This is a genomic window from Acidovorax sp. sic0104, from assembly GCF_019219095.1.
In the GTDB taxonomy this organism is placed as follows: Bacteria; Pseudomonadota; Gammaproteobacteria; order Burkholderiales; family Burkholderiaceae_C; genus Acidovorax.
Window position 1 is genome coordinate 142,319 of sequence record NZ_JAHUWH010000009.1, and the last position, 25,680, is coordinate 167,998.

The following is a 25,680-nucleotide window of genomic DNA, read 5'->3' on the forward strand; positions in this document are numbered from 1 at the left end:
GCGCGCTGCGGCCCATGACGCAGGTCAAACACTGCCCAAAGAGCTTCAGGCGCAGCAATGAAAAAAGCCCTGCAAGCCAAAGCCTGCAGGGCCGTGTGCATGGCGCCTTCAGCGCCAGCTCAGCGGGTGAGCAGCGCCCGGCCGGATGCGCCGCTGCCCGCCAGTGCCTGCCGCTGTGCCGGCGCGGCTACCGCTGCGGGATGTGGAGCGTGGTGCGCCGCACCATGGCCCATCGAATCGGCCAGGCGGAACTGCTGCACCACCTGCGACAGGCGCGCGGCCTGCTCGCGCAGCGACTCCGCCGCTGCGGCCGACTGCTCCACCAGCGCAGCGTTCTGCTGCGTCATGCGGTCGATCTCGCCGACCGACTGATTGACCTGGCCGATGCCGGCGGACTGCTCGGACGCTGCCGCAGTGATCTCGCCGATGATGTCGCCCACGCGCTGCACGCTGGCCACGATCTCCTTCATGGCCGTGCCCGCGCCTTCCACATGGCGCACGCCGCCGTCCACGGCAGCCACGCTGTTGTTGATCAGGCCCTTGATGTCGCTGGCAGCCGCTGCGCTGCGCTGCGCCAGGCTGCGCACCTCGCTGGCCACGACCGCGAAGCCCCGGCCCTGCTCTCCAGCGCGCGCGGCTTCCACCGCAGCGTTGAGCGCCAGGATGTTGGTCTGGAAGGCAATGGAGTCGATCAGGCCGATGATGTCGCCGATCTTGCGGCTCGATGCCGAGATCTCCTGCATGCTGGACACCGCCTCCTGCACCACCGAGCCGCCGTGCGTGGCCGTGTTCGATGCCGATGCGGCCAGCTGATTGGCCATCTGGGAGGACGACGCCGTCTGCTGCACGGTGGACGTGAGCTGCGACAGCGAGGACACGGCTTCCTGCGCGTTGCTGGCCGTCTGCTCGGTGCGCTGCGACAGGTCCTGGTTGCCCGTGGCGATCTCCTGGCTGGCGGTGGCGATGTTGCCGCTGGCATCGCGCACCTGCGCCACCAGCGAGCCCAGGCCCTGCTGCATGTCGCGCAGCGCCCGCTGCAGGTCTGCCACTTCGTCCTTACCCTCGGCCTCGATCTTCTGCGACAGGTCGCCACCGGCAATCGCCTGCGCCATGCGGCGGGCTTCCTCAAGCGGGTTGCAGATCGAGTTCATGTTCATGAGCGTGGTGGGCACCACCACCACCACGGTGATGACCACGGCCAGCACGAAGAGCCATTTGGTCTCGCTCGACACGCGGCCTTGCTGTTCGATGGAGGTGTCCACCTGCGCACGCAGAACGGTGTCGAGCTCGCTCACCAGCTTGTCGGCCTGGTCGAACTCGGCCACGGCCTTGCCGCTCATGCGGTTGGCGATGGTGGCGGTGTCGTAGCCGCTGGCCTCCAGCTGGCGGGCCACGTGCCCGAAGAGATCGCGGTAGCTGTCCAGCTTGGCCACGATGTTGCGCACCACCACGTTGTCCGCATCCTCTTCGCCTTCCAGGAACTTCGCGGCGATCTTCTTGGCCTTTTCCTGGCTGGCCAGCCATTTCGTGTGCGCCGCCTTGACCGCCTCGGTCTTTTCGTAGCCGATGATCATGTCCTTCTCGTGCTGACGGATCGCGCCCATCTCGCCGCGCAGCTCGGCCATGTAGCCCACCTTGGCGAAGGAGTTGTCCATGAAGTTCTGGCTCATGTCATGGATGCGGAACATGCCCAGCATGCCTGCGCCTCCCAGCAGGCCGAGCAGCCCGAGCACCACCGCAATGGCCCCCAGCATGCGCATTCGGATGGTGAATTGCCGCATGAACGAAAAGAGATTCATGATGTGTCGTCCTTTTATCGGTATGGGAGGGCTGCGAACCACGCCCCCGCGCAGTCGGCTCTGCAACAAAAAGTTGCAGTTTGCCAGACATCGAAGACCGCGCTGTACGTATTTATCACATGCGCCACCGCTTCAGTAAGAGGGCATTCGCCATCACACTGACCGAGCTCAAGGCCATGGCGGCCCCTGCCACCACGGGGTTCAGATAACCCAGCGCGGCCAAGGGAATCCCAGCCACGTTGTATGCGAAAGCCCAGAACAGGTTCTGCCGGATTTTCATCACCGTACGGTGCGATATGTCGAGCGCTGCAACCACCAGTTGAGGGTCCCCGCGCATCAGGGTGATGCCCGCAGCGTGCATGGCCACATCGGTGCCGTTGCCCATGGCCATGCCCACGTCGGCGGCGGCCAGAGCAGGCGCATCATTGACGCCATCCCCCACCATTGCCACGGTCTTGCCACCCGTCTGCAACGCAACGACCTGCGCCGCCTTGTCGCCCGGCAGCACCTCGGCCATCACATCCCCTGCTGCAGGGTTGAGGCCCAGGCGCCGGGCCATGGCCTCTGCCGCGCCCCGGTTGTCGCCCGAGACCATCACGGTGCGGATGCCCCGCGCCTTCAGTGCCGCCAGCGCCTCGCGCGCGCCGGGCTTGGGCTCGTCGCCAAACGCCATCAACGAGCGCAGCACCAGCCCCTGTGCGCTGCGCTGGGCCACGGCAGACACCGTGAAACCTTCGGCTTGCAATGCCTGCGCGCGCGTTGCGAGCGGGCCGAGATCGACGCCCAGCTCCTGCATCCAGCGCAGGCTGCCCACCAGGTAGCTGCGGCCATCCACCTCGCCTTCGGTGCCACGTCCCGGCACGGCGCGCACGGCATCGGGCTGCGCCACGGGCAGGCCGCGCGCACGGGCTGCGGCCACCACGGCGCGGGCCAGCGGGTGCTCGCTGCCGCTTTGCACTGCGGCCACGGCCGCCAGGGCGGCAGCCTCGTCCTGCCCCGCCACCACCTCGAAGGCCGTGAGGCGCGGCTGCCCCACGGTGAGGGTGCCGGTCTTGTCGAAGGCCACCGTGTCCACCTTGTGCGCCAGCTCCAGGGCCTGCGCATCCTTGATGAGGATGCCGTGCTTTGCCGCCACGCCCGTGCCCGCCATGATGGCCGCAGGCGTGGCCAGGCCCAGCGCACAGGGGCAGGCGATCACCAGCACGGCCACGGCGTGGATCAGTGCCACCTCCACGCCCGCACCGGCCCACAGCCAGCCCAGCAGGGTACACAGCGCCACGCCCAGCACCACGGGCACGAAGATGGCCGAGACCTCGTCCACCAGGCGCTGAATGGGCGCCTTGGCGGCCTGCGCGTCTTCCACCAGGCGAATGATGTGGGCCAGCACCGTCTCGGAGCCCACGGCGGTGACCGCCATCACGACGCGGCCATCGCCGTTGATGGAGCCGCCCGTCAGGCCCGCGCCCACATCGCGCGCCACGGGCAGGGGTTCGCCGGTGAGCATGGATTCATCGACCTGCGTGTGGCCCTCGTGCACCGTGCCGTCCACCGGGATGCGCTCGCCGGGGCGCACCACCAGCAGGTCGCCCACCATCACCTCGGCCACGGGCACATCCACCTCGCCCGACTTGGACAGCAGGTGCACCACCTCGGGCCTGAGCGCATGCAGCGCACGGATGGCGGCCGTGGTCTGTCGCTTGGCGCGGGCCTCCAGCCACTTGCCCAGCAGCACCAGCGTGATCACCACGGCCGAGGCCTCGAAGTACAGGTGCGGCACATGGCCCGGGTGGTCCGTGGGCGCCGTGAGCCACAGCCACACCGACAGCCCCCAGCCCGCGCTGGTGCCCAGCGCCACCAGCAGGTCCATGTTGCCCGCCAGCGCCTTCATTGCATGCCAGCCGGCCTTGTAGAAACGCGCGCCCAGGATGAACTGCACCGGTGTCGCCAGCGCGAACTGCAGCCACGCGGGCAGCATCCACTGCTGGCCGAACAGGTCCCCCAGCATGGGGAGCACCAGCGGCGCAGACAGCAGCAGGCCGACGCCCACGGGCAGGAAGCCCGCCCAGGGCGACAGGTCTTCGGCCGCCTCGGCCTGCCCTGCCGCACGCGGCTCGTAGCCGGCGTTGCGCACCGCGCGGCGCAGCAGCGCCTCCATGGCCACCGCATCGGGCGCTGCATCCGGCGCCCAGGCCACGCGCGCCGACTCGGTGGCCAGGTTCACCGTGGCATCCGACACGCCGGGCACCTTGCGCAGCGCACGCTCCACGCGCGACACGCAGCTGGCACAGGTCATGCCGCCGATGCCCAGGTCCAGCGGCGCGGGGGCGGCCGCCATGGGAGACGGATCGTGAGGAGAGAGGAGGGGTCTGGAAGCAGTCATGGTCTGAAAGGTACACCTTGACATCATGGCAAGGTCAAGCGTTGCCGAGCCCCTCACGGCGTCTTGTCCGATACGAGACCGCCGCATGGCAGTGCTCGAACGCCACATGACGACCTCCACGCCCCCCGCCCACGACACCACCCCGCCACAGCCTCGCACCGGCCAGGCCCCGCCGCCGCTCAAGCGCGCCGATTTCCGCGAGCGCTTCCAGCAGGACTTTCGCGACCCACGCTTTGCCGACGAGGCCGCCGACGCGCTCGACCGCATCGAAGCCATCGCCTGGCGCAACTACGACGAAGGCCGCAAGGCGCCGCGCACCCGCAAGGCCGGCCCGGGCTATGCCGACCCCGACTACGAGCTGTCGGTGGACTGGATCGATACCAAGGAGCGTATCGATGCCGCCCGCACCCGCTGGGCCGACAAGGCAGCGCCGCCCCGTGCGCTGCCGGTGTGCGGCTCGGCCCGCAACGACGGCACCTGCCCCGGCGAGATCTCCAAGAGCTGGCGCCTGTTGAACATGGCGCGCGACACATTGGCGGGCGCGCAGATCGAGGTCGACCTGCTCGACCTGAGCCGAGTCACCTCCGACTACGGCCGCCACATCCACCCCTGCAAGGGCTGCGTCTCCACCGCGATGCCGCTGTGCCACATTCCGTGCAGCTGCTACCCCAACCACGCCACGCGCCAGACCGGCGACTGGATGAACGAGATCTACGAGCGCTTCACCGCCGCGCACGGCGTGATGATCGTCACCCCCGTGTACTGGTATCAGACACCGAGCCCGCTCAAGCTCATGATCGACAGCCTGGTGTGCGCCGACGGCGGCAATCCCGACCCCACCAGCACCCACGGCAAGAAGGCCACCGAAGCCAAGGCGCTCGAGCTTGCGGGCTGGGACTACCCCAAGCACCTGGCCGGCCGCGCCTACGCGCTGGCCGTGCACGGCGACGTGGCCGGCATCGAGATGACGCGCCGGGGCCTGTCGGACTGGCTCGACTGGATGGGCTTCATCGACGCAGGCCCCAATGCACGCCTGGACCGCGACACCGCCATGCAGCCCGAAGTGCGCGGCGCCGCCCAGGCGCTGGCCGTGGCCATCACCGAGCTGCGCGCAGGCCGGCTGGTGCAGCCCGACGCCGCAGTGCGCCGCCCCCGTCCCAAGTAGTTTTTTTGAGATAAAAATGGCCTCAATCGCTTGATGGATAAGCGCTTGTAGCTACATTTTTTATAGCGCTAACTGCCCTGTCCGCAAGCAACCGGCGCAATGACTGCAGGGTTTCGCAGGGTTTCGGCCCAGCCGCTTGACCCTGCCATCGTGTGAAGGTTTACGCTGGCGTCCTGAAACCTTTCCGATACCCGTCGGACCACCTTCCAGGACATCCAGGAGCCCACCATGACCATGAACGCATCCACCTCCCCCGCCGCCACGCAACTCTTTGACGTGCAGGGCATGACCTGCGGCCACTGCGAGCGCGCAGTCACGCAGGCCGTGCAGTCGGCCGACCCCGACGCCACCGTGCGCATCGACCGCAGCACCGGCCGCGTCGAAGTCGGCAACGCCACCGCACCTCGGGCCGCCATCGCCGCCGCCATTGCCGAAGAAGGCTACACGGTCGCGCCATGATCGCCACCCTGCCCCGCGTCCAGGGCCGGGCCAGCGGCCGGCCCCTGACCATTGGCGAAGCCGCGCGCAGCGCCGGCATCTCGGCCCGCATGGTTCGCCACTACGAGTCCCTGGGCCTGCTGGCCGCCGTGGCCCGCACCGACAGCGGCTACCGGCAGTACACCGAGGCCGACGTGCACACCCTGCACTTCATCCGCAGAAGCCGCGACCTGGGCTTCTCGATGGAAGAGATCGCCGAGCTGCTCGCCCTGTGGCACGACCGCAGCCGCGCCAGCAGCCAGGTCAAACGCATCGCCCAGGCCCACATCGACGACCTGAGCGAGCGCATAGCGTCGATGCAGGCCATGCAGCGCAGCCTGCAGACGCTGGTGTCGTGCTGCAAGGGAAACGAGCGGCCGGATTGCCCGATCCTGGATGACCTGGCGGGGGCGGCGGGCGGTTGACCTGACGACGAGCAATCGCTCAATGTCGGCTCCCGATCCCCGCCCATGCCGCGGGCGCGGCATCCAGGGCCACAACCTCGGCCATCAATCGCCGGCTGACCGCTTTCTCCTGGGAGCCGCCGCCGACACCGCCACAGGCTGCGGCACATCCACCCGCCGCAGCACCCCACCCAGCAGCGTATCGATGCACTGCGCCGCCACCTGCTCGGGCGTGTACTGCCCGCCGGGCTTGTACCAGCGGCCGATCCAGCTCAAGGCGCCCGCGATCACGAAGGCGGTCATCTTCGGGTCGCAGGGCGCGAGCGAGCCTTCTGACACGCCCTCGGCCACCAGGCGGCGGAACTCCTGGTCGATGGCGGACTTGAGGCGGCGCAGCTCCTTGCGGCTCTCGGGCGGCACCTGTTCGTCGCCCACGCGGATCAGGCACATGCCGAAGTCCTGCGTGACGATGCGTGCATAGACCTGCATGCAGGTGATGAGCTGGTCGATGGCCTTGCCGCCTGCGGCGCGCGAGGCGTCGATGCCCTCCAGCATCATGGTCAGGCCCTGGCTCACGCACTGCAGCAGGATCTCGTCCTTGTTCTTCACGTAGTAGTACAGCGTGGGCTTGGTCACGTTCAGGCGCGCTGCGATGTCGTCGAGCGAGGTGGCGTGAAAGCCGCGCTCGTTGAACAGCTGCGCCGCGGCCTGCAGCACGGCATTGCGTTTGGCCTCGCGCTGGCGCTCGCGGTGCGACACCGGAGCCCACGGCGAGGCCGCCACGGCGGGCGCGGGAGCGGCCCCTTTGCGTCGGGGTGTCGCATTCGTCGCGGCAATGGTCGTCGTCTTGGTCATGTGCGTATTAGAGCCTGTTCGTCACCATGCCCTGGGCCGCCGGGACATCGGCAGCCCTTGCCAGCGGGGGCCCCGCAAGGACGTCAGTGCCGTCTGCGCGACCGGGGGAAAGTACCGATGCCCCGCCCTGCCGCGCCACCCAGAATCTACTCGTGAGTAAACAGTCTACGTAAAAGTAGGCATCTGTCCGGTTCGCGCAAACCCGTAGAAAGACCGATGGAGACACACCCCCGCCCCGGCGCCGCAGGCGCCACTCCCGGCCCCCTGCTGCAGGTCGACGGCGTCACGCTGGCCTTTGGCGGGGTCAAGGCGCTCACCGGCGTGGGCTTTGGCGTGCAGGCCGGCTCCATCACCGCCGTGATCGGCCCCAACGGCGCGGGCAAGACCTCGCTGTTCAACACCATCTCGGGCTTCTACCGGCCCGCCAGCGGCGCCATCCGCTTCCGTGGCCAGGACATCACGCGCGTGCCCGCACCGCAGCGCGCCCGCCTGGGCCTGGGGCGCAGCTTCCAGAACATCGCGCTCTTTCGCGGCATGACGGTGCTGGACAACATCAAGCTCGGCCGCCATGCGCATTTGAAGACCAACGTGCTCGACGCGCTGCTCTACATCGGCCGTGCGCGCCGCGAAGAAGCGCAGCTCCGCGCCGACATCGAGGAGCGCATCATCGACTTCCTGGAGATCGACCACATCCGCCACGCGCCCGTCGCGGCCCTACCCTACGGCCTGCAAAAGCGCGTGGAGATGGCACGCGCCCTGGCCATGCAGCCCGAGGTGCTGATGCTTGACGAACCGGTGGCCGGCATGAACCGCGAGGAGACCGAGGACATGGCGCGCTTCATCCTCGACGTGCGCGCCGAATGGGGTGTGACGGTGCTCATGGTCGAGCACGACATGGGCATGGTGATGGACCTGTCGGACCACGTGGTGGTGCTCAACTTCGGCCAGGTCATCGCCCAGGGCACGCCGGCCGAGGTGCAGGCCAACCCCGAGGTGGTCCGTGCCTACCTGGGCGCGGGCAACGTGGGCGACCTGCGCGCCCGCTTCCGGGCGGGAGCCGCTGCACCCGTGCAGGGGGCCGTCGCATGATGTTGAATGTCGACTGGGCCTATCTGTTCGAGATCAGCCTCACCGGCATCGCCGGCGGTGGGCTCTACGCGCTGGCGGCGCTGGCCTTCGTCATGGTCTACAAGGCCACGCGCGTGGTGAACATCGCCATCGGCGAGCTGCTCATGGTCGGCGCCTACCTGTTCTTCACCTTCGCCGCCACCTTCGCACTCCCGCTGTGGCTGGCCATCCCCGCCGCGGTGCTGGGCTCGGGCCTGCTGGGCGCGGTGATCGAGCGCACCATGATCCGGCCGCTGCTGGGCGAGCCGCCGATCTCCGTCTTCATGGTCACCGTGGGCCTGGCCTCGGTGCTCGTGGGCCTGGTGGAGATGATCTGGACCGCCGACCAGCGCCGCCTGCCCGAGTTCATGCCCACCAAGCCCATCATGGTGGGCGATGCCTTCCTCGCGCCCAAGGTGTTCTGGGGCGCCATGATCGCCGTGGCCTTCATCGCTGCCGTGCTGCTGGTGTTCCGCTTCTGGCGCGGCGGCGTGGCCCTGCGCGCCACGGCCAGCGACCAGGCGGCCGCCTACTCGGTCGGCATCAATGTGCCGCGCGTGTTCTCGCTGGCGTGGGTCGCCTCGGCCATGATCGCGGCGGTTTCGGGAATCATCGTGGGCTCGATTGGCGGCATTTCGTCGAGCATGGGCGTGTTCGGCCTCTCGGTGCTGGTGGTGGTCATCGTGGGCGGCCTGGACAGCGTGCTCGGCGCCCTGCTGGGCGGCTTGCTCATCGGCCTGGTCGAGGCGCTCGCGGGCGCCTACCTGGGCGGTGAATACAAGCTCCTGGCCACCTTCATCGTGCTGGTCGCCGTGCTGCTGGTGCGGCCCTACGGCCTGTTCGGCACCCACGAAATCGAGAGACTCTAAAAACATGCGCCCCCACGTTCATCACTTCGTGTATTCACTGGCCCCCAAGGGGGCGCAGGCCTCCCTTGGGGCGGCCCGGCGGGAGGCCTGATGCGCATCGGCACCCTCAAGGAATCCTACGTCGCCGATGCGGCGCTGTTCGATTCGCGCACGCAGAAGGTCTGGCTGGCCGTGGCCGCCGCGCTGCTGCTGCTCTTCCCCTTCATGGCCAGCGACTACTGGCTCTACCTGGCCTGTCTGGTCAGCATCAACGTGGCCAGCGCCACCGGGCTCAACATCCTCACGGGCTACACGGGCCTGGTGAGCCTGGGGCAGGCCGCCTTCATGGGCCTGGGGGCCTACACCGTGGCCGTGCTGGAGACGCGCGTGGGCACGCCCTTCGTGCTCAACCTGCTGGCCGGAGGCTTCGTGGCCATGCTGGGCGGCATCGTCGTGGGCATCCCCTCGCTGCGCGTGAAGGGTCTGTACCTGGCCATCGCCACCATCGCCGCGTCCTTCATCGCGCACTTCATCTTCGCCAACTGGAAGTTCACGGGCGGCACCGGCGGCCTGAGCGTGCCGCCCGCCAAATTATTCGGCCTGGCACTCGACACCTCGTTTCGCCTGTACTGGGTGATCGTGCCGGTCACCGTGCTCATGCTGCTGGGCGCGGCCAACCTGTTTCGCACGCGCGTGGGCCGCGCCTTCATCGCCATCCGCGACCGCGACATCTCGGCCGAGGTGCTGGGCATTCCGCTGTTGCGCTACAAGCTGCTGTCGTTCGGGCTGTCGTCGTTCTATGCGGGCGTGGCCGGGGGCCTGTGGGCGTATTTCTTCCGTGTGGTCACGCCCGAGAGCTTTCCGCTGCTCATGTCCATCTTCTTCCTGGCGGCCATCATCGTCGGCGGCATGGGCTCCATCCTGGGCGGCATCCTGGGTGCGGTGTTCATGACCATGGTGCCCGAGCTGCTCAAGCTCGTGGTCGACCTGCTGCCCGGCGGCAACGAGCTCACGGTGTTCCTCTCGCCCGTGCGCACCGTGATCTTCGGCCTGCTGATCATCGGATTTCTGGTGTTCGAGCCACAGGGGCTCGCAGAAGTGTGGCGGCGCATTCGCCGCTTTTTCCATCTGTGGCCGTTCCGCAATTGAGGGGCCCCGCCGCAGCCAAAAAACCATGAAGGAGACAAGCACCATGCCCAGCACCACCCCCACCAACGCACTGGCATCGCAGCGCCGCCGCTCCCTGCTGCTCGCGGCCGGCGCCACGCTGGCCGCACCGCTCACCGCCACCGCACAGGCCAGCGGCGAGGACATCGTGATCGGCGGCTCCATCCCGCTCACCGGCGTGTTCGCGTTCGCGGGCGTGGGCATCAACGCCGGCATCGGCGACTACGTGAAGATGGTGAATGACGCGGGCGGCATCAAGGGCCGCAAGCTCAAGTACGTGCCCGAGGACACGGGCTACAAGGTCGACGTCTCGGTGGCCGCCTACAAGAAGATCACCAGCCAGAACAAGGTGAACCTCTACTACGGCGACTCCACGGGCTTTTCCAAGACCATCAACCCTGAGCTCGACCGCGCGGGCACCACGCTGATGGCGGGCGCATCGTTCGCCAGTGAACTCAACGACCCCAAGAAGTACCCCAACCAGTTCCTCGTGGGCCCGGACTACACCGAGATGTTCGGCATCCTGCTCAAGCATATCGCCAAGGAAAAGCCCGGCGCGAAGGTGGCCTTCGTGTACTCCGACTCGGAGTTCGGCCGCGACCCCATCGACAAGAGCGAGGCAGCCGCCAAGGCGCTGGGCCTGTCGGTGCCCATCAAGATCATGACGCCTGCGGGCAGCGTGGACGTCTCGGGGGAGGTCATCAAGCTGCGCCGTGCCGCGCCCGACTACACCATCTTCCACGGCTACATCCTCGCGCCCATCCCCGAGTTCATCACCCAGGGCAAGCAGCAGGGCATGACCAGCAAGTGGATGGGCACCTTCTGGACCATGGACAGCTCCACCGTGATGAAGATGGGCGAGGCCGCCGACGGCTTCATGGGCGTGATGCCCTACCGCTACTACTACGACACCGAGAAGGCGCCCATGCTGGAGAAGATCCGCGCCATGCGCCCCGAGTACCAGAGCACCGCCTACGTGCAGGGCTTCCTCGCCGCCATGCTGTTCGCCGAGTCGGCCAAGCGCTGCCTGGATGCGGGCAAGCCGCTCGACGGCAAGAACCTCAAGGCCGCGCTCAACAGCATCAAGGACTTCGACACCGGCGGCCTGATCGGCGTGCCCATCACCATCAGCGGCAACTCCATCCCCGTGGGGCGCGTGTACCGCGCGGACATGAAGGCGCAAAAAATGGTGGCGGCCTCCGACTGGATCAAGCTCTGATGTTCCTGACACCCCCCCTGAGTCGCTTCGCGCCTTCCCCCTTCAGGGGGACGCACCCCGAGGCCCGGCAAAGCCGGTTCCACGGGTGCGCTGGCAGAGCAGCGCCCACGGCATGCGCCGGGTGCGGCGCGGTTCGCAGTGCTCCTTCCCAGCCGCCGAGACCGTGATGCCGCACGCTCCTGAGTTCGTCCTCGAAGTCAACAACATCGAGGTCATCTACAACCAGGTCGTGCAGGCCCTGCGCGGCCTGTCGCTGGCCGTGCCGCGTGGCCAGATCGTGGCGCTGCTGGGCAGCAACGGCGCGGGCAAGTCCACCACGCTCAAGGCCATCTCGGGCCTGCTCGCGCTCGAAGACGGCACGGTGGAGTCGGGCAGCATCCGCTTCAACGGCCAGCCCACGGCGGGCCTGCCGCCGCAGCAGCTGGTGCGCAGCGGCCTCTCGCACGTGATGGAGGGCCGCCGCGTGTTCGAGGACCTCACGGTCGAAGAGAACCTCGTGGCCGCGACCTATGCGCTCACAGGCCGCAGCGACGCGAAACCCGACTTCGACAGCGTGTATGCCTACTTTCCGCGCCTGCACGAGCGCCGCAAGGGTCTGGCCGGCTACCTCTCGGGCGGCGAGCAGCAGATGCTGGCCATCGGCCGCGCCCTCATCGCCCAGCCCCAGCTGATCCTGCTCGACGAGCCCTCGCTGGGCCTGTCACCCAAGCTGGTGGAAGACATCTTCACCATCATCGCGCGCATCAACGCCGAGCGCGGCACCTCCATGCTGCTGGTGGAGCAGAACGCCACCGTGGCCCTGGCCGTGGCCCACCAGGGCTACATCATGGAGAACGGCAAGATCGTGATCGACGGCCCGGCCGAGCGCCTGGCCAACGACCCCGACGTGCGCGAGTTCTACCTGGGCATGGGCGGCAGCGGCGAAGCGAAGAGCTTCAAGGACATCAAGCACTACAAACGGCGCAAGAGATGGCTGTCATGACCCTCCCCGACCTCACCCTGCCCCAGATGCTGCGCGAGCGCGCCCGCACCGAGCCGGGCCGCGTGGCCATCCGGCAGAAGGACTACGGCATCTGGAAGCCCTTCACCTGGGCCCGCTACCACGAGCGTGCCTGCCACTTCGGCCTGGGCCTGCGCGCGCTGGGCCTGCCGGCGGGCGGCCATGTGGGCGTGATCTCCGAGAACCGCATCGAATGGGTGCTCGCGCAGATGGGCGCGGGCCTGGTCGGCGCCGTCACCGTGGGCGTGTACCCCACCAGCCCCACCAACGAGGTGGCCTATGTGGTCGGCCATGCCGACATCGAGGTCATGGTCTGCGAGGACCAGGAGCAGACCGACAAGCTGCTCGCGGCGCTGCCCGAGCTGCCGCACCTCAAGAAGATCATCGTCATGGAGACCAAGGGCCTGCGCAGCTTTGCGCCCGAGGTGCGCGCGCTGATCGCCACTTTCGCCGAGGTCGAGGCGCTGGGCGCCACATCGGGGTCGCAGGCGCTGGTGGACGAGGCCCTCGCGCGCCAGACGCTGGATGACCTGGGCCTGATGATCTACACCTCGGGCTCCACCGGCAAGCCCAAGGGCGCAATGATCAGCTACCGCAACATCCGTGGCGTGGTGCCCGGCATCGTCGATCGGCTGCAGCTTGACGCGTCCACCACGCACCTGTCCTACCTGCCGCTGTGCCATGTGGCCGAACAGATGCTCACCAGCTTCGTGCCGGTCTACATCGGCTCGCAAGTCAACTTCGGCGAATCCATCCGCACCGTGCAGGAAGACCTGCGCGAGGTGGCCCCCACCATGTTCCTGGGCGTGCCGCGCATCTGGGAAAAGATGCACGCCGCCATCCACATCAAGCTGCAGGAGACCGGGGGCCTGCGCCGCCGGCTGTTCGATCGCGCCTTCGCAGCCTGCCAGCCCGTGGCCGAAAAGCCGCGCAGCACCTGGACCTTCGGCGAGCGACTGGCGTCGGCCGCGAGCTACTGGCTGGTGTTCCGTGCGCTGCAGAACTTCATCGGCCTGCGCGATGCACGCGTGGCCCTCACCGGGGCCGCGCCGATCCCGCCCGACGTGGTGCGCTTCTTTCGCACGCTGGGCCTGCCGCTGATCGAGGTCTATGGCCTCACCGAATCCACCGGCATGGTCACGGGCCACCGGCTGGACCAGGTGGTGGTGGGCACCGTGGGCGTGCCCACCCTGGGGGTGGAGCACCGCATTGCCGAGAGCGGCGAGCTGCATCTGCGCGGCGACATGGTGTTCGCGGGCTACTACAAGAACGCCGAGGCCACGGCAGCCAGCATCGTGGATGGCTGGCTGCACACCGGCGACGTGGTGCGCGAGGAGCACGGCCAGATCAAGATCGTGGACCGCCTCAAGGACATCATGATCACGGCCGGCGGCAAGAACCTCACGCCCTCCGAGATCGAGAACACCATGAAGGGCAGCCCCTTCATCAAGGAATGCATCATCGTCGCCGAGGGCCGCAAGTTCGTCGGCGCGCTGGTGATGATCGATTTCGAGACCGTGGGCAAATGGGCCGAGGCGCGGCGCATCGCGTTCACGCATTTCCGCTCGCTGGTCGAGACGCCGGAGGTGCGCGAGCTCATAGACACCGAGATCCGCCGCGGCAATGAGCGCCTGGCCCAGGTCTCGCAGATCCGCCAGTTCCACCTGCTCACCAAGGAGCTGGACCACGACGACGGCGAAGTCACCGCCACCATGAAGGTGCGTCGCGCAAGCATCTACAAGACCTACGCCGCCGAGATCGAAGCGCTGTACCACTAGCCCCGCGGTTCAGAACCTCGCCCACCAAAACGCTATTAATTTTGAAGCTATTGGCGCTTGCCACGCCTGCGCTGGAAGGTCTTTTTATATGAAATCCGCCGTCGTACAGCCACCGCCACCCCTGCTGCTGGAGCGGGAAGGCGCGGTGGCCACTCTGTGCTTCAACCGCCCCGGGGCACTGAATGCGATCGACGTCCCCATGGCGCAGGCCTTCCTCGCGGCAGTGCAATCCATCGCTGCCGACCCCTCGGTGCGTGCCGTGGTGCTGCGCGGCAGCGGCAAGGGCTTCATGGCGGGTGGAGACCTGGCCACGCTGCGGGCGCAGCCCGTGCAGGGAGCCATCGACATCCTCACGCCGCTGAACCAGGCCCTGCCGCTGCTGGCGCAGATGAACGCCCCGGTCATCGCCCAGGTGCACGGCGTGGCGGCGGGAGCGGGCCTGAGCCTGATGCTCATGGCCGACTACGTCCTGGTGGCCGAAGGCACGCGCTTCAACCTGGCCTACATCAATCTGGGCACCAGCTGCGACGTGGGTGCCTCGTGGGCGCTGCCCCGCCTGGTGGGGCTGCGCAATGCGCTGGAGATCGCCCTGCTGGGCGAAGCCTTCACGGCCGATGATGCGTTGCGCCTGGGCCTGGTCAACCGCGTGGTGCCAGCGGATGGCCTCGACGCTGCCGCCCGTGCGATGGCCGAGCGCTTCGCCGCAGGACCCACCCAGGCCTACGGGGCGATGAAGCGCCTGATGCGCGATGCACTCGAGCGCAGCCTGCCAGAGCAACTGTCGGCGGAGGCCGTCGCCTTTGTGCAATGCGCAGCAACGCAAGACTTCCGCCGGGGAGTCGACGCGTTCCACGCACGCCAGAGCCCTCAGTTCAAGGGACTTTGATCGCCCCCCGCCTGCGCGGCAGCCGAACAGACGCTGCCCTGGCTGGAACCGCATGCGCCGATGCCGGCGTGTTTGCCGCCGCCCCCGCGTGCACATCGCGCCACGGTTGTGCACTTGCATCACTCACACCGTGATTTATTCCCCAAACATTGAATAACCGTTTCTCTGGATCGCGGTATTGGTGGTATGTGCGCCAGCTATGAATTTGTACCAAAGCAACAAATTATCTTTTTTACCGTGTTGACTCTAATACGGCATTTACCGAACTGCGTTACATTACGAACATTTCAGATACATATTTGTCTTGCGTCAAAAATCGGCGACAGGCCGGCATTTTGGCACCGTATGGCAACAGCCGTTTACGGCAGCCGCAAAACAAAATTACAAGAATTGTTTCGCCGAATCTTATGAAAAACCTCCTGGGCATTGGCATTGCGTTACTGGCGTGCTTCGCATTTTCAACCACCAGCCACGCGGCACCCCAAGATTCTGTATCCAGCATTATCCTGATGCCTTGGGATATCAGCCAGAACGAAAATTTACCCAAAGAAATAAAGAAAAAAGGTTTTACCCACGTAACGTTTTACCTCAACTGGTCAGACATCGAACGCCAGAAGGGAAATTTCGTCTTTTCGCACTACCACCAGGCTCTGGACTCGCTCGTTGCCAACGACCTGGGTCTCATCCTGGTCCTTGACATGGGTGGCCGCCCATATCTGGATCCAGACGGAAGACGGCTCAAGGAAGAATTCACCGTCCCCAAATGGGTTTATAAAGAAAATACCCATGCCCTGATGAAGAACTTCTCCAATGAAGTGACATGGCAGCTGGATTTTTCCGACGAGGCGGTTCGAGCACTGTCACGCAATTTCATTTCCAAAACGGTCGATCACTTCTCAAAGCGTTATCCAGGGCGGATCCTGGGTTATGCCATCGGCCTGCAGGAAGAGCATGAAATCAAATACGGCCAGACGGGATACCAGTGGAGAGACTACAACGAATCCACACAAAATGAATTCCAGAAGCTCTACGGCACCCGGCAGCCGATCATCAATTACAACAGCGACATCATCAAGGGGACTCCCCGCGCGGAGCCCCTGCTTCACGCCCACAAGGAGTTTCGCGAAAACCGCCTGAGCCAGGCCACCTGCCTGTACGCGAAGACCATTCGCGACAAGGGCGCTGCCGCCGTGGTTTATTTTGCAGAAACGTTCACCTCCCATGACGCCATCTATGCGACGGGCGCACTCGAGAAGGTGGTCGATTGCGCGGACATCGCCGTCATCGATTTCAACTTCTTCGACGGGTACGCGCTGCTCCCGGATGCCGATGTACTGCCCATCCTCTCCAACTACATGGGCTCGCTGGGCTACAAGAAAATCATCGTCGGCGCCTACGCGGAACAATGGGAGCGGCAGAAAAAGACGGACGAGCTGATTCCCGTCATCAACCAGACCATCGCCAAATCGTTTCAGCAAAACAATGTGATCGGATTTGAAATCGGAGGCTTTCAGCGGCAGGCGGCCCGCGATCAGTCGGCAACCATCGATTTCGAGAAAATCTCAGCCATTGCCACCAATATTCCCAAAAGCAAGCCTGCGGACAATCAAAAGAAAATCAGGGTCGGTATTCTCGGCTCCACCACCAATTTCTATGTCTGGCATGGGGAGCGCAGTACAGGCCGCAACGTCCACCGCGATGCATTGTTCGAAGCCTACAAGATCCTGAGCAAGCATCCTTCCATCGATGCGCGGATCATTGGCGAGAAGAATATCTTTGAAAATGATCTGCTGGCCACGGACATGGATGCCATTTTCATCCCCCACCAGGCGGCTCTTCCGCAAAATATCAAGATCAAACTGGCAGCCTATTGGAAGAGCGGTGGCGTTCTGATACAGGACATGCGTCTGGGCGAGTTCGATGAGAATGGCAAGCCGACATTCGACTGGATGCACGACATTTTTGGCATCGCCAGCATCGAATGGAAGACACGGGGCGGCATATTCATGATCAACAATGAAATACACCGCCTCAAGACTTCCCGCAAGCTGTACAAGGGCCATGCAGCCATCACGCCCCGGCCAGGCTATGAGCTGGTGGCCCCGGACATCATCAAAAGAAGCCAGGGCGTGATCGTCAAGGGCGAGCGCACGCTGGTGTTCGGTTTCATGCCCCAGCTCGTGGAAGATGACACCAGGGACTCCTGGAGAAATATCTTCACTCAGCAGGTGATCGACATCGCCCAGAAGAATCCCAGGAAGAGCACCCTGGTTGCAAAGTAGCAAGGCAAGGCACGTGGCGCGGCCGCTAGGGGCCGCAGCGTCGCGGGCGAACAGCCCTGCGTCAGACTCAGAACGGCGCTGAATCCGGGTCGGTGTCCACGGGTGCGGTTGCCGGCCCGGTGATCGAGCGGCCGGAAACGTCCTTGCCCTTGGGCGGCGCCGGCACTGCAGCCGAAACGCCCGCCCCTGCCGGCGCAGCCCCATCGCCCGCAGCGGCTGCCAGTGCGGCACTGGCCACGCCGCTTTCGGCCTCGCCCCCCAGCGCCTCGATCAAATCAGGGATGAGTTTGACCAGCTCGCCCGTGGCAATCGCCACGTCGGTGTCGAAGCCGCCATCATCGGCCTTGGTGCCCTCGAACACCGTGTCCAGAAACGCCACCTTCTTGATCTGCAGGCCTTCGGTCAGCATGAAGGACACCCGGTCATCCCAGGTCAGCGCGAGCTTGGTGGGCAGCTTGCCGGCATCGATGTGGGCCTGCACTTCCTCGATGTCCAGGGGATGGCGGGCGTAGCGCACCACGGCCTTTTCCTCGTTCGCGCTCTTGAGCTCGCACTCGCGGTCCACCGTGAAGCCCACCGGCGGCTCCTGCTCCTTGAGCCAGTGCGCCATGGCCGCCTGAGGGCTGGTCTGGGTGTTGATGAGCGACACCGACAGGCCCGGCAGCGATTCGACCAGCAGCGTGACGACCTCGTCGGCGCGGCCCTGGCTCGACGTGTCGAGCACCAGCAGGCGCGATGCGGTGTCTATCCACACCCACATCGATCCCTGCTTGGTGAAGGCCATGGGCAGCAGGTCCAGCTTGGCCTCGTCCTTGAGTTCCTTGCTTTCCTTCTTGCCGGGTTTGCGGCCGGTTTCCTGCTCGATGCGCTCGGCCTTTTCCTTGACCTTGCGGGCCAGCACGCTGCCCGGCAGCACCTTGGATTCGACCATGAAGCGCAGGATCCACTGCCCGCCCACCGACTCGGCCAGCGGGCCATGCGCCTCGCCGCGCGGCGGCACCCAGCCCAGCGACTTCTCCTGCGTGGCGCCGCACTCCGTGAAAGGCGCCTTGGCCAGCACCTCCTCGACCTGCGTGAGTTCCACCTCCCATTGCGGCGCAATGCGGTACACGATCATGTTCTTGAACACGGGAAAACCTTCTCTTTTTCTAGGTGTTGAACGAACAACACAAGCAAAACAAGCCAACGGCGAATCCGCCATTGTCGGCGGTCCGGACGCCGGGCCCATGCCGCGCCAAAGCGCCAGGTGTCGGGGTGCAAGGCTTCCTCCAGAGAAACGCTATCAATTCAATAGCTCTCTGCGCTTGCAGGAAGGGCGGCGACCCCGATTTCGACGCCGAAAACCGCACCAGATACGGAGCTTCTTGTCACAACTTTACACAGCCTCACCCAATGGGCACGGCGCCGATACACGCGGGGCAGACACTGACCCTCAATCGCTGACCTGATCCCGGGCCAGCGGGCCCAACCCCTTTGCGAAAGGACTCACACCATGGCTTTCCAACTTCCACGCCGCCTGGCGGCCACCGCTGTTCTGGCTGCCCTCGCATTGCCCGTCCTGGCGCAACAGGCACCCGCCAGCCCCTCCGCCAATCCTGCCGCCGCCAGCACTGCCGCACCCGAAGGCCGCCATGCCAGGCACGGCAGCGAGCGCGGCGACCACCACCAGCGCCACGAAGCCCACCGGGCCAAGCGCCTGGCGGCCCTGAAGGACCAACTCAAGCTGACCTCCGCCCAGGAGCCTGCCTGGAACACCTTCACGGCCGCGATGCAACCGGGCGAGCGCCCGGCCCGCCTGGACCGCAAGGACCTGGACAAGCTGACCACCCCCGAACGCATCGACCGCATGCGGGCCCTGCGCGCCCAGCATGCCGCCGAGGCCGACCGCCGGGGCGAAGCCACCAAGGCCTTCTATGCCGCGCTGACCCCTGCGCAGCAGAAGACCTTCGACGCCCATCCACCTCGCCACCACCGCGGCGCCCACGGCGATGGCGAAGGGCGCCACGGCCGGGGTGGTGAACAACGCCATCACCACGGCGACGGCGGCACCAAGCCCGCACCAGCGGCGGCACCCGCCCGTTAAACCTGCCAGAGCGGCATGGCGCCCAGGCCCGGAGTCCTGCCCAGGACGCCGGGCCTTTTTGCGTTCCAGGTGCGCCAGGGCTCCAGACCCTGGAAAAAATGGCACGGCAGCCGCCCCCTGTGGATAACCCTGGGGGAATTTTTCGCACAACCAGGCACTTATCCACACAAAAGGTCGCGCCCCGGAAGTTGTTGTCTGTAGGCCCCGGAGTTCAGGGCCTGCGTCCCACAATGTTTGGCGCAACGCAAGTGCAAGCCAGCATTGGGAAAAAAAGCCTTATCCACAAAAACGGCCTTGCTCTACTACTACTGCTATCTTTCTATAGAGCTATCAATGAATAACAAGAACCCCGAAAACCGGGAGCCTGGAACACCGCTGTGATCCCTGGGACTGGGGTGCAGTTACCGCAGACTGCAGCAGCCAGCGGCACGCCCGTTCTCGGCCGCGCTGTTTCGATCGGCGGTTGGGGCGATTGAGCCCGCAGGCCTGCCAAAACCCGGGCCAGGCTCCCCGACAGCGGGCGAACAAGGCCCGGCGAGGCCTGCTTTTCGGCATCGCCCATGCGCTGCCACTATGTTTTTAATAGCTGAAGCCCCAATACGCATGGGTGCAAAGGGCGAATTTCACGGAAATTCCGTTCCCTGGCAGCTCAGTGCGTAAGACTGGGGATAGTTTTGGCACAACCGGCCTGTTATCCACAGACGGGCGTGTTTCCCGGTTGTTGTCCCCGCAGGCGCGACAGCGGAAACAGGGTTCGGTCCACAGAGTTGGGTGGCGCGCAAGTACTTGCCAGTTCTGGGAAAAACCGGGTTGTCCACACGGCGAGCCCGTCTCTACTACTACGACTATGTATTTATAAGAACTACAAGAAGAAGACAGGGGAGAACTCCGGGGACTGGAAAGCCGGACTGCCTGGGATGCGAATGTCAACGGCGATACGGGCACGCAGGCCGTCCAACAGACGTCAGGCTTGTTCACGGGCCGCCACAAGGCCTGAAAAGCCCGGGAAGCGTCTGGCGTGGATGTCAGCACCCTCCCCCCCAGTGTCCGCCTGGAGGGCCTGCCACGGGCCTTCAGACGGCACATGCCAGCCTGCGCCAGCGGCCCGGCTGGAACAAACCATCAAAGAGCCTGTGGATCAGCCCGCAGCGGTCTTGAGGAAGCTCGCCAGCAGGTCGGCCGAGAGGGGCCGACTGAACAGATAGCCCTGGTAGTGCATGCACCCCGCTTCGGCCAGCAGTTCGCGCTGCTCGGGGGTCTCCACGCCTTCGGCGATCACTTCCAGGCCCAGGCTGCGCGACAGGCCGATGATGGTGTCCACGATGGCCGCGTCGTTGGGGTCGGTGAGCAGGTCGCGCACAAAGCTCTGGTCGATCTTGAGCTGGTCCAGCGGCATGCGCTTCAGGTAGCTCAGGCTCGAATAGCCCGTGCCGAAGTCGTCCAGCGAGAACCCCACGCCGTAGCTGCGCAGCGCGGCCATGGTGGCGATGGTGGTTTCCATGTCTTCCACCAGCAGGCTTTCGGTCAGTTCCAGCTTGAGCAGGTGGGCCGGCGCGCCGGTGATCGCCAGCACCCGGGCCACATCGTCCACGAAGCTGGCATGCCGGAACTGTCGCGAGCTCACGTTCACCGCCATGGTCAGGTGGGCCAGCGCCGGGTCGTCCTGCCAGCCCGACAGCAACTTGCAGGCGGTGTGCAGCACCCAGCGGCCCAGCGGCAGGATGAGCCCGGTCTCTTCGGCCAGCGGGATGAACTGCGCGGGCGAGACCATGCCGCGCTGCGGGTGCGCCCAGCGCACCAGCGCTTCCACGCCTTCGCAGCGGCCCGACTGGTGCATCTGCGGCTGGAAGTGCAGCAGGAATTCTTCCTGGGCCAGGGCCGCGCGCAGGTCCGTCTCCAGGCCCGCGCGCGCCGTCACCACCGCCTGCATGTCGGGGTCGAAGAAGCGCAGGGTGTTGCGCCCCGCCGTCTTGGCCTGGTACATGGCCAGGTCCGCCTGCTTGAGCAACTCGCCCACGCTCGTCTGCTCACCCGTGAAAGGCGCGACGCCGATGCTGGGCGTGCTGCGGTACTGGTAGCCCGCCAGCGCGTAGGGCACGGCCAGCATGGTCAATATCTTCTCGCCCACGCCGCGCGCATGCAGCGCCAGTTCGTGCGGCTTGGCACTCAGCTCTTCCAGCATCACCACGAACTCGTCGCCACCCAGCCGCGCCACTGTGTCCACGCTGCGCACGCAGGTGTTCAGGCGCTGCGCCACCTGCTGCAGCAGCAGGTCGCCCTGGTCGTGGCCCAGGGTGTCGTTCAGCGTCTTGAAGTTGTCCAGGTCGATGAACAGCAGCGCCCCGCCCTGGTGGCGGCGCTGCGCGTTGGCCAGTGCATGGCCGATGCGGTCCATGAGCAGCATGCGGTTGGGCAGGCCGGTGAGCGCGTCGTAGAACGCCAGGCGCTGGATCTCGCGCTCGCTGGCCTTGCGCTGCCGGATGTCGGTGTTGATCGCGAGGATGGACTGTGGCTGGCCGTCGTCCCCGCGCACCAGCGTCCAGCGGCCTTCCACCTCGATGGTGCTGCCATCGCGGTGGTACTGCACGATCTCGCCAGTCCACTCCCCCTGCTCCAGCACCGTCTGCGTCGCGTGGCGGAAGTGCGTGGGGTCGTCGTAGAGCAGCGTCTCGATGGACTGGCCCAGCGCCTGCAACTGCGACCAGCCGTACAGGCGCTCGGCGCTCTTGTTCCAGAAGATGATACGGTGCGTGAGGTCGCGCACCAGGATGGCGTCCTGCGCCTTGTCCAGCAGCGAAGCCTGGTGACGGATGCGCGCGTCGGCCAGCTGCCGGTCGATCTCCGCCGACGCGCGCGCGGCAAAGATCTGCAGCGTGGAGGTGATGAAGTCGGTCTCGGCAATGGGCTGGCGGAACAGCACGAACACGATTCCCACCACCTCGCCGTCAGCGTTGCACAGCTGCTGGCCCGCGTAGCCCTGCGCACCCACCAGGCGCAGCATGGGCGCTGCCGGGTAGAGCAGTTGCACCTTTTCGGCCACGACGTACTCGCGCTGGTTCAGCAGCATGTGGCTGGGCGTACCCTCCAGCGTGTAGGTGTCGCTCTGCAGCATCTGCCCGTCCAGCACGGCCGCCAGCGTGGCCACGCGGTCGGGCTGCCCCTCGGCGGCAGGCAGCAGCCGCACCACGCAGCCCCCCTGCGCACCGAGCGCATCGGCCATGTTGCGCACCAGCTGCACGAAGAACTCGGTGCCGGTGCTGGCCGACACGGCGGCCGCCACCTTGATCACCGAGGCCTGCAGGCGCTGCTGCGCCTTGTGCGCGCGCAGGCTTGTGATGCCGAAGGCCAGGTCGTTGGAGAGCTCCTGCAGCAGCGCTGCCTCCTGCGCACTGATCTGAAGGATGTCGGGCGCGTACAGATACAACAGGCCGAAGGTGCGGTCGTGATCGCGGTCGCGGTGCTGCAGCGGCAGGCAGATCACGCCGTGAAAGCCGTGCTCCAGCATGCGCTCCGTCCAGTCGGCGAAGTCGCCCTCGGTGCGGATGTCCTGCACGATCACCGGCTTGCCCGAACGCACGGCCATGCCTGCGGGGCCCCGGCCGTAGGGGTCGTCTTGCGACCACGACAGGTGCAGGTTCTCCAGGTAGTTCTGGTTGTAGCCCGCATGCGCCACGGGCTCGATGGACTTGCGCTCGTCGTCGCGCGCAAAGCCCACCCAGCCCATGCGGTAGCCGCCGATGTCCACCGCGATCTGGCAGATCGCTTGCAGCAGCGCGGTTTCGGACGTGGCGCGCACCAGGGTCTCGTTGCAGGCGCTCAGCAGGCGCTGGGCGCGGCCCATGCGCGCAAGCTCTCGTTCGGTGCGCAGGCGCTCGGTCACGTCGGTGGCCAGCACCTGGCGCGCAGGGCGGCCGTTGAAGCTGATGCTGCCGGCCGTGATCTCCACGTCCATCATCGAGCCATCCTTCTTGAGGTGGCGGCTGATGACGGGCCGGTTGCGCTGGTCCATCGGTATCGCATCGATGCTGGCCTTGATGGCCGCGCGGCGCTCGGCGGGCCACAGGTCGGTCATCTGCATCGCCAGCAGCTCGGCCTCGGCGTAGCCGTAGTGCGTCACCATCGACTGGTTCACCGCCTGCAGGCGCAGTGTTTCCTTGTCGTACACCCACATCGGGTGCGGGTGCTCATCGAACAGCATGCGGTACTGCTGTTCGGACGCGCGCAGCTGCGCTGCCACGTGGCGCAGCTGCACCATGGCGCCCAGGGACTCTGTCAGGATCTCCAGGTGGGCCACGTCGCGGCGAGAGAAGGCATGGGCCTGGTCGGATGTGACCTTGAGAGAGCCCACCACGCCGTCGGCTGTACGCAGCGGCACCGCCATCACCGAGCGCACGCCGTGGCGGTGCGGCAAAGAGGCCATGTCCCAGCCTTCGGCCTGCGTATCGTTGCACACCACGGTGCGGCCTTCGCGCAGCGCAGGCCACAGCAGGCTCTGGTCTACGGGCAGCAGGTGGCCCACGGGGCGCACGTGGTCGCCCGCTGCCGCCTGCGCCACGAGTTGCTGGTCGCGCAGCAGCTCCACCAGCGCGCCGCGCGCCTGCGTCTGGCGCAGCACCGTGTCGGCCACGAGCTGCAGCGCCTCGTGCAGCGGGAGAGCCATTGACGAGATGCGCTGCTGCACCTGCAGCAGCTCGGCGTGGTTCAGTGCGTCGCGCTGCGCGTCGATCTCCGCGAGCTTTTGCCGGCTGATGTCGGCCATGCCGCCCACCATGCGCACCGCGCGGCCGCCGGCGTCGCGGATCACGAAGCCGCGGTCAAGCACCCAGGCGTAGCTGCCGTCATGGCGGCGAAAGCGGTACTCACCCGACCAGTGCGTGTCCTTGCCGTCGATCACGGCGTGGATGCCGGTGGTCACAGCCTGACTGTCGTCGGGGTGCAGACGCGAGGTCCATGAGCTGCTGTCGGGCTGCAACTGGTCGGGCGGCACGCCAAACAAGGTCTGCATGCCTTCGTTCCACCAGATGTGGTCGGTGAGCAGGTTCCAGTCCCACACTGCGTCGGCGGTGGCGCGCGAGACCAGGTGAAAGCGTTCCTCGCTCTCGCGCTGGGCCTGGTGGGCGCGGTGCTGCGCGGTGACGTCCTGGAATGCGCCCTGGATGCGCAGGATCTGACCGTCCGCGCCGCGCACGGCCTGACCCGCGGTACGCACCCAGAAGTGGCGCTCGCCTGGCATCAGCACCTCGGCCTCGATGTCGAACGGGGTGCCGTGCTGCAGGCAGTCTTCCAGCACCCGCTGCATCACCGCGCGATAAGGCGGCGTGTACAGCTCGAGCACCTGCGGCAGGCCGTTTTGCCGCTGCTCCAGACCGTAGGCGACGGCGACTTCCTGCGACCAGATCCATTGCTGGCCGGGCAGCTCCACCGTCCAGCCGCCAATGCGCGCGATGCGCCCGGCCGCGCGCAATGCTTCGCCCTGGGACACCATCTCTGCATGCATCTGGTCGCGCTCTTGCACCAGCTGTGCCAGCAGGCGTTTTTGACGGCGCAGTTCCAGCTGCACCATGGCCTGGCCCGCCAGAATCCTGAGGGCATCCAGCTGCGCATCGTCCAGCGTGCGTGGTACGGTGTCCACCACCGCCAGCGTACCCAGGGTGAAGCCTTCGGGCGTGACCAGGGGAACGCACGCATACAGGCGTACATGGGGCTCGCCCGTGACCAGCGGGTTGCCGGCAAAGGCCGGATGCCTGGTGGCGTCCGGTACCACCACCGGCTCGCGGCGCCCATCCAGCGCATGCGCGCAGAAGGCGATGGCGCGCTCGGTCTGCTGGAACGCGAGGCCCACCGATGCCTTGAACCACTGGCGCTCGCTGTCCAGGAAATTGACCACGGCGATGGGGCACTGGCAGATGCTGGCCGCCAAGGTGGCCAGCTGGTCGAACCCTTCCTCGGGGGGCGTGTCCAGGATCGCGTAGGACTGCAGTGCCAAAAGCCGCGCTGCCTCTTCGGGTGCGTGGGCTGGTGGCATGGTCAGGCGGTTGCCGTGGCGTGACCCGCTGGCGCACGCCCCGCTCCCCGAGCCGGTGCGGCCTGGGTGGCGTTGCCAAGGAGCTCAAGCATCGTCAAGGGGTGTTCGCAAGTGGGATGGACGAAAAATGCCCGCGCCGCAGGCTGCAAGACCACGGCCAGGACGGCAGGAACGTGACCACGTTCAAAAAAGCGAATGCTACACC

At 66.3% G+C, this 25,680-nt stretch carries 17 protein-coding genes; 12 read left to right on the top strand and 5 right to left on the bottom strand.

Annotated elements, in window-relative coordinates:
• Positions 1–119: 119 nt before the first annotated feature.
• A complete protein-coding gene (locus KW835_RS15915; protein WP_218384033.1) occupies positions 120–1,799 on the bottom strand; it encodes a methyl-accepting chemotaxis protein in 1,680 nt (559 codons plus the stop codon).
• 115 nt (positions 1,800–1,914) lie between these two features.
• Positions 1,915–4,134 carry a cation-translocating P-type ATPase gene (locus KW835_RS15920; RefSeq protein ID WP_304505168.1) on the bottom strand — a complete coding sequence of 740 codons (2,220 nt, stop codon included), beginning with the start codon at positions 4,132–4,134 and terminating at the stop codon, positions 1,915–1,917.
• A 151-nt stretch (positions 4,135–4,285) separates the two neighbouring features.
• On the opposite strand from KW835_RS15920, the gene KW835_RS15925 reads away from it, so the two are divergent.
• The 3 genes from KW835_RS15925 (at position 4,286) to cueR (ending at position 6,246) form a co-directional block, all read left to right on the top strand.
• The gene (locus KW835_RS15925) at positions 4,286–5,344 is read left to right on the top strand and encodes a flavodoxin family protein (RefSeq protein ID WP_218384228.1); all 1,059 of its coding nucleotides are present in this window, start codon (positions 4,286–4,288) and stop codon (positions 5,342–5,344) included.
• Positions 5,345–5,572: 228 nt separating this feature from the next.
• The gene (locus KW835_RS15930; RefSeq protein ID WP_255593577.1) at positions 5,573–5,803 is read left to right on the top strand and encodes a heavy-metal-associated domain-containing protein; all 231 of its coding nucleotides are present in this window, start codon (positions 5,573–5,575) and stop codon (positions 5,801–5,803) included.
• Positions 5,800–6,246, top strand: coding sequence for a Cu(I)-responsive transcriptional regulator (cueR, locus tag KW835_RS15935; RefSeq protein ID WP_218384037.1), 447 nt, complete (start codon positions 5,800–5,802; stop codon positions 6,244–6,246). The genes KW835_RS15930 and cueR overlap by 4 nt, the downstream gene beginning before the upstream one ends.
• Positions 6,247–6,330: 84 nt before the next feature.
• Here cueR and KW835_RS15940 read toward each other — a convergent pair whose 3' ends face one another.
• Positions 6,331–7,080 carry a TetR/AcrR family transcriptional regulator gene (locus KW835_RS15940; RefSeq protein WP_218384044.1) on the bottom strand — a complete coding sequence of 250 codons (750 nt, stop codon included), beginning with the start codon at positions 7,078–7,080 and terminating at the stop codon, positions 6,331–6,333.
• Positions 7,081–7,296: 216 nt separating this feature from the next.
• On the opposite strand from KW835_RS15940, the gene KW835_RS15945 reads away from it, so the two are divergent.
• The 8 genes from KW835_RS15945 to KW835_RS15980 all read left to right on the top strand — a co-directional run bounded on the left by KW835_RS15945 (position 7,297) and on the right by KW835_RS15980 (position 17,367).
• On the top strand, positions 7,297–8,169 hold the full coding sequence (locus tag KW835_RS15945; RefSeq protein ID WP_218384046.1) for an ABC transporter ATP-binding protein: 873 nt from the start codon (positions 7,297–7,299) through the stop codon (positions 8,167–8,169).
• Positions 8,169–9,056 (top strand): branched-chain amino acid ABC transporter permease, encoded by an 888-nt coding sequence (locus tag KW835_RS15950; protein WP_218384232.1) that lies wholly within the window; start codon positions 8,169–8,171, stop codon positions 9,054–9,056. Before KW835_RS15945 ends, KW835_RS15950 begins: the two co-directional genes overlap by 1 nt.
• A gap of 90 nt (positions 9,057–9,146) precedes the next feature.
• Entirely contained in the window at positions 9,147–10,184 is a 1,038-nt protein-coding gene (locus tag KW835_RS15955) for a branched-chain amino acid ABC transporter permease (RefSeq protein WP_218384047.1), read from the top strand.
• Between the two features lie 43 nt (positions 10,185–10,227).
• The gene (locus KW835_RS15960; RefSeq protein WP_218384049.1) at positions 10,228–11,421 is read left to right on the top strand and encodes an ABC transporter substrate-binding protein; all 1,194 of its coding nucleotides are present in this window, start codon (positions 10,228–10,230) and stop codon (positions 11,419–11,421) included.
• A 166-nt stretch (positions 11,422–11,587) separates the two neighbouring features.
• Positions 11,588–12,403 (top strand): ABC transporter ATP-binding protein, encoded by an 816-nt coding sequence (locus KW835_RS15965; protein ID WP_218384050.1) that lies wholly within the window; start codon positions 11,588–11,590, stop codon positions 12,401–12,403.
• Positions 12,400–14,199, top strand: coding sequence for a long-chain fatty acid--CoA ligase (locus KW835_RS15970; protein WP_218384052.1), 1,800 nt, complete (start codon positions 12,400–12,402; stop codon positions 14,197–14,199). Before KW835_RS15965 ends, KW835_RS15970 begins: the two co-directional genes overlap by 4 nt.
• 88 nt (positions 14,200–14,287) lie before the next feature.
• Positions 14,288–15,085 carry an enoyl-CoA hydratase/isomerase family protein gene (locus tag KW835_RS15975; protein ID WP_218384054.1) on the top strand — a complete coding sequence of 266 codons (798 nt, stop codon included), beginning with the start codon at positions 14,288–14,290 and terminating at the stop codon, positions 15,083–15,085.
• Positions 15,086–15,492: 407 nt separating this feature from the next.
• The gene (locus tag KW835_RS15980; protein ID WP_218384056.1) at positions 15,493–17,367 is read left to right on the top strand and encodes a hypothetical protein; all 1,875 of its coding nucleotides are present in this window, start codon (positions 15,493–15,495) and stop codon (positions 17,365–17,367) included.
• Between the two features lie 67 nt (positions 17,368–17,434).
• On the opposite strand, the gene KW835_RS15985 is transcribed toward KW835_RS15980, so the two are convergent.
• A complete protein-coding gene (locus tag KW835_RS15985; RefSeq protein ID WP_218384058.1) occupies positions 17,435–18,496 on the bottom strand; it encodes a recombination-associated protein RdgC in 1,062 nt (353 codons plus the stop codon).
• Between the two features lie 363 nt (positions 18,497–18,859).
• On the opposite strand from KW835_RS15985, the gene KW835_RS15990 reads away from it, so the two are divergent.
• On the top strand, positions 18,860–19,450 hold the full coding sequence (locus KW835_RS15990; RefSeq protein ID WP_218384060.1) for a Spy/CpxP family protein refolding chaperone: 591 nt from the start codon (positions 18,860–18,862) through the stop codon (positions 19,448–19,450).
• A 1,138-nt stretch (positions 19,451–20,588) separates the two neighbouring features.
• On the opposite strand, the gene KW835_RS15995 is transcribed toward KW835_RS15990, so the two are convergent.
• Positions 20,589–25,475, bottom strand: coding sequence for an EAL domain-containing protein (locus KW835_RS15995; protein WP_218384061.1), 4,887 nt, complete (start codon positions 25,473–25,475; stop codon positions 20,589–20,591).
• Positions 25,476–25,680 lie beyond the last annotated feature (205 nt).

Excerpts from the sequence above, each read along its gene's own strand:
- KW835_RS15930 (WP_255593577.1), top strand. The coding sequence starts at position 5,573 with ATGACCATGAACGCATCCACCTCCCCCGCCGCCACGCAACTCTTTGAC.
- KW835_RS15965 (WP_218384050.1), top strand. The coding sequence starts at position 11,588 with ATGCCGCACGCTCCTGAGTTCGTCCTCGAAGTCAACAACATCGAGGTC.
- KW835_RS15970 (WP_218384052.1), top strand. The coding sequence starts at position 12,400 with ATGACCCTCCCCGACCTCACCCTGCCCCAGATGCTGCGCGAGCGCGCC.
- cueR (WP_218384037.1), top strand. The coding sequence starts at position 5,800 with ATGATCGCCACCCTGCCCCGCGTCCAGGGCCGGGCCAGCGGCCGGCCC.
- KW835_RS15975 (WP_218384054.1), top strand. The coding sequence starts at position 14,288 with ATGAAATCCGCCGTCGTACAGCCACCGCCACCCCTGCTGCTGGAGCGG.
- KW835_RS15990 (WP_218384060.1), top strand. The coding sequence starts at position 18,860 with ATGGCTTTCCAACTTCCACGCCGCCTGGCGGCCACCGCTGTTCTGGCT.
- KW835_RS15950 (WP_218384232.1), top strand. The coding sequence starts at position 8,169 with ATGTTGAATGTCGACTGGGCCTATCTGTTCGAGATCAGCCTCACCGGC.
- KW835_RS15955 (WP_218384047.1), top strand. The coding sequence starts at position 9,147 with ATGCGCATCGGCACCCTCAAGGAATCCTACGTCGCCGATGCGGCGCTG.
- KW835_RS15980 (WP_218384056.1), top strand. The coding sequence starts at position 15,493 with ATGAAAAACCTCCTGGGCATTGGCATTGCGTTACTGGCGTGCTTCGCA.
- KW835_RS15915 (WP_218384033.1), bottom strand. The coding sequence starts at position 1,799 with ATGAATCTCTTTTCGTTCATGCGGCAATTCACCATCCGAATGCGCATG.
- KW835_RS15945 (WP_218384046.1), top strand. The coding sequence starts at position 7,297 with ATGGAGACACACCCCCGCCCCGGCGCCGCAGGCGCCACTCCCGGCCCC.
- KW835_RS15920 (WP_304505168.1), bottom strand. The coding sequence starts at position 4,134 with ATGGCGGCCGCCCCCGCGCCGCTGGACCTGGGCATCGGCGGCATGACC.
- KW835_RS15925 (WP_218384228.1), top strand. The coding sequence starts at position 4,286 with ATGACGACCTCCACGCCCCCCGCCCACGACACCACCCCGCCACAGCCT.
- KW835_RS15960 (WP_218384049.1), top strand. The coding sequence starts at position 10,228 with ATGCCCAGCACCACCCCCACCAACGCACTGGCATCGCAGCGCCGCCGC.
- KW835_RS15940 (WP_218384044.1), bottom strand. The coding sequence starts at position 7,080 with ATGACCAAGACGACGACCATTGCCGCGACGAATGCGACACCCCGACGC.
- KW835_RS15995 (WP_218384061.1), bottom strand. The coding sequence starts at position 25,475 with ATGCCACCAGCCCACGCACCCGAAGAGGCAGCGCGGCTTTTGGCACTG.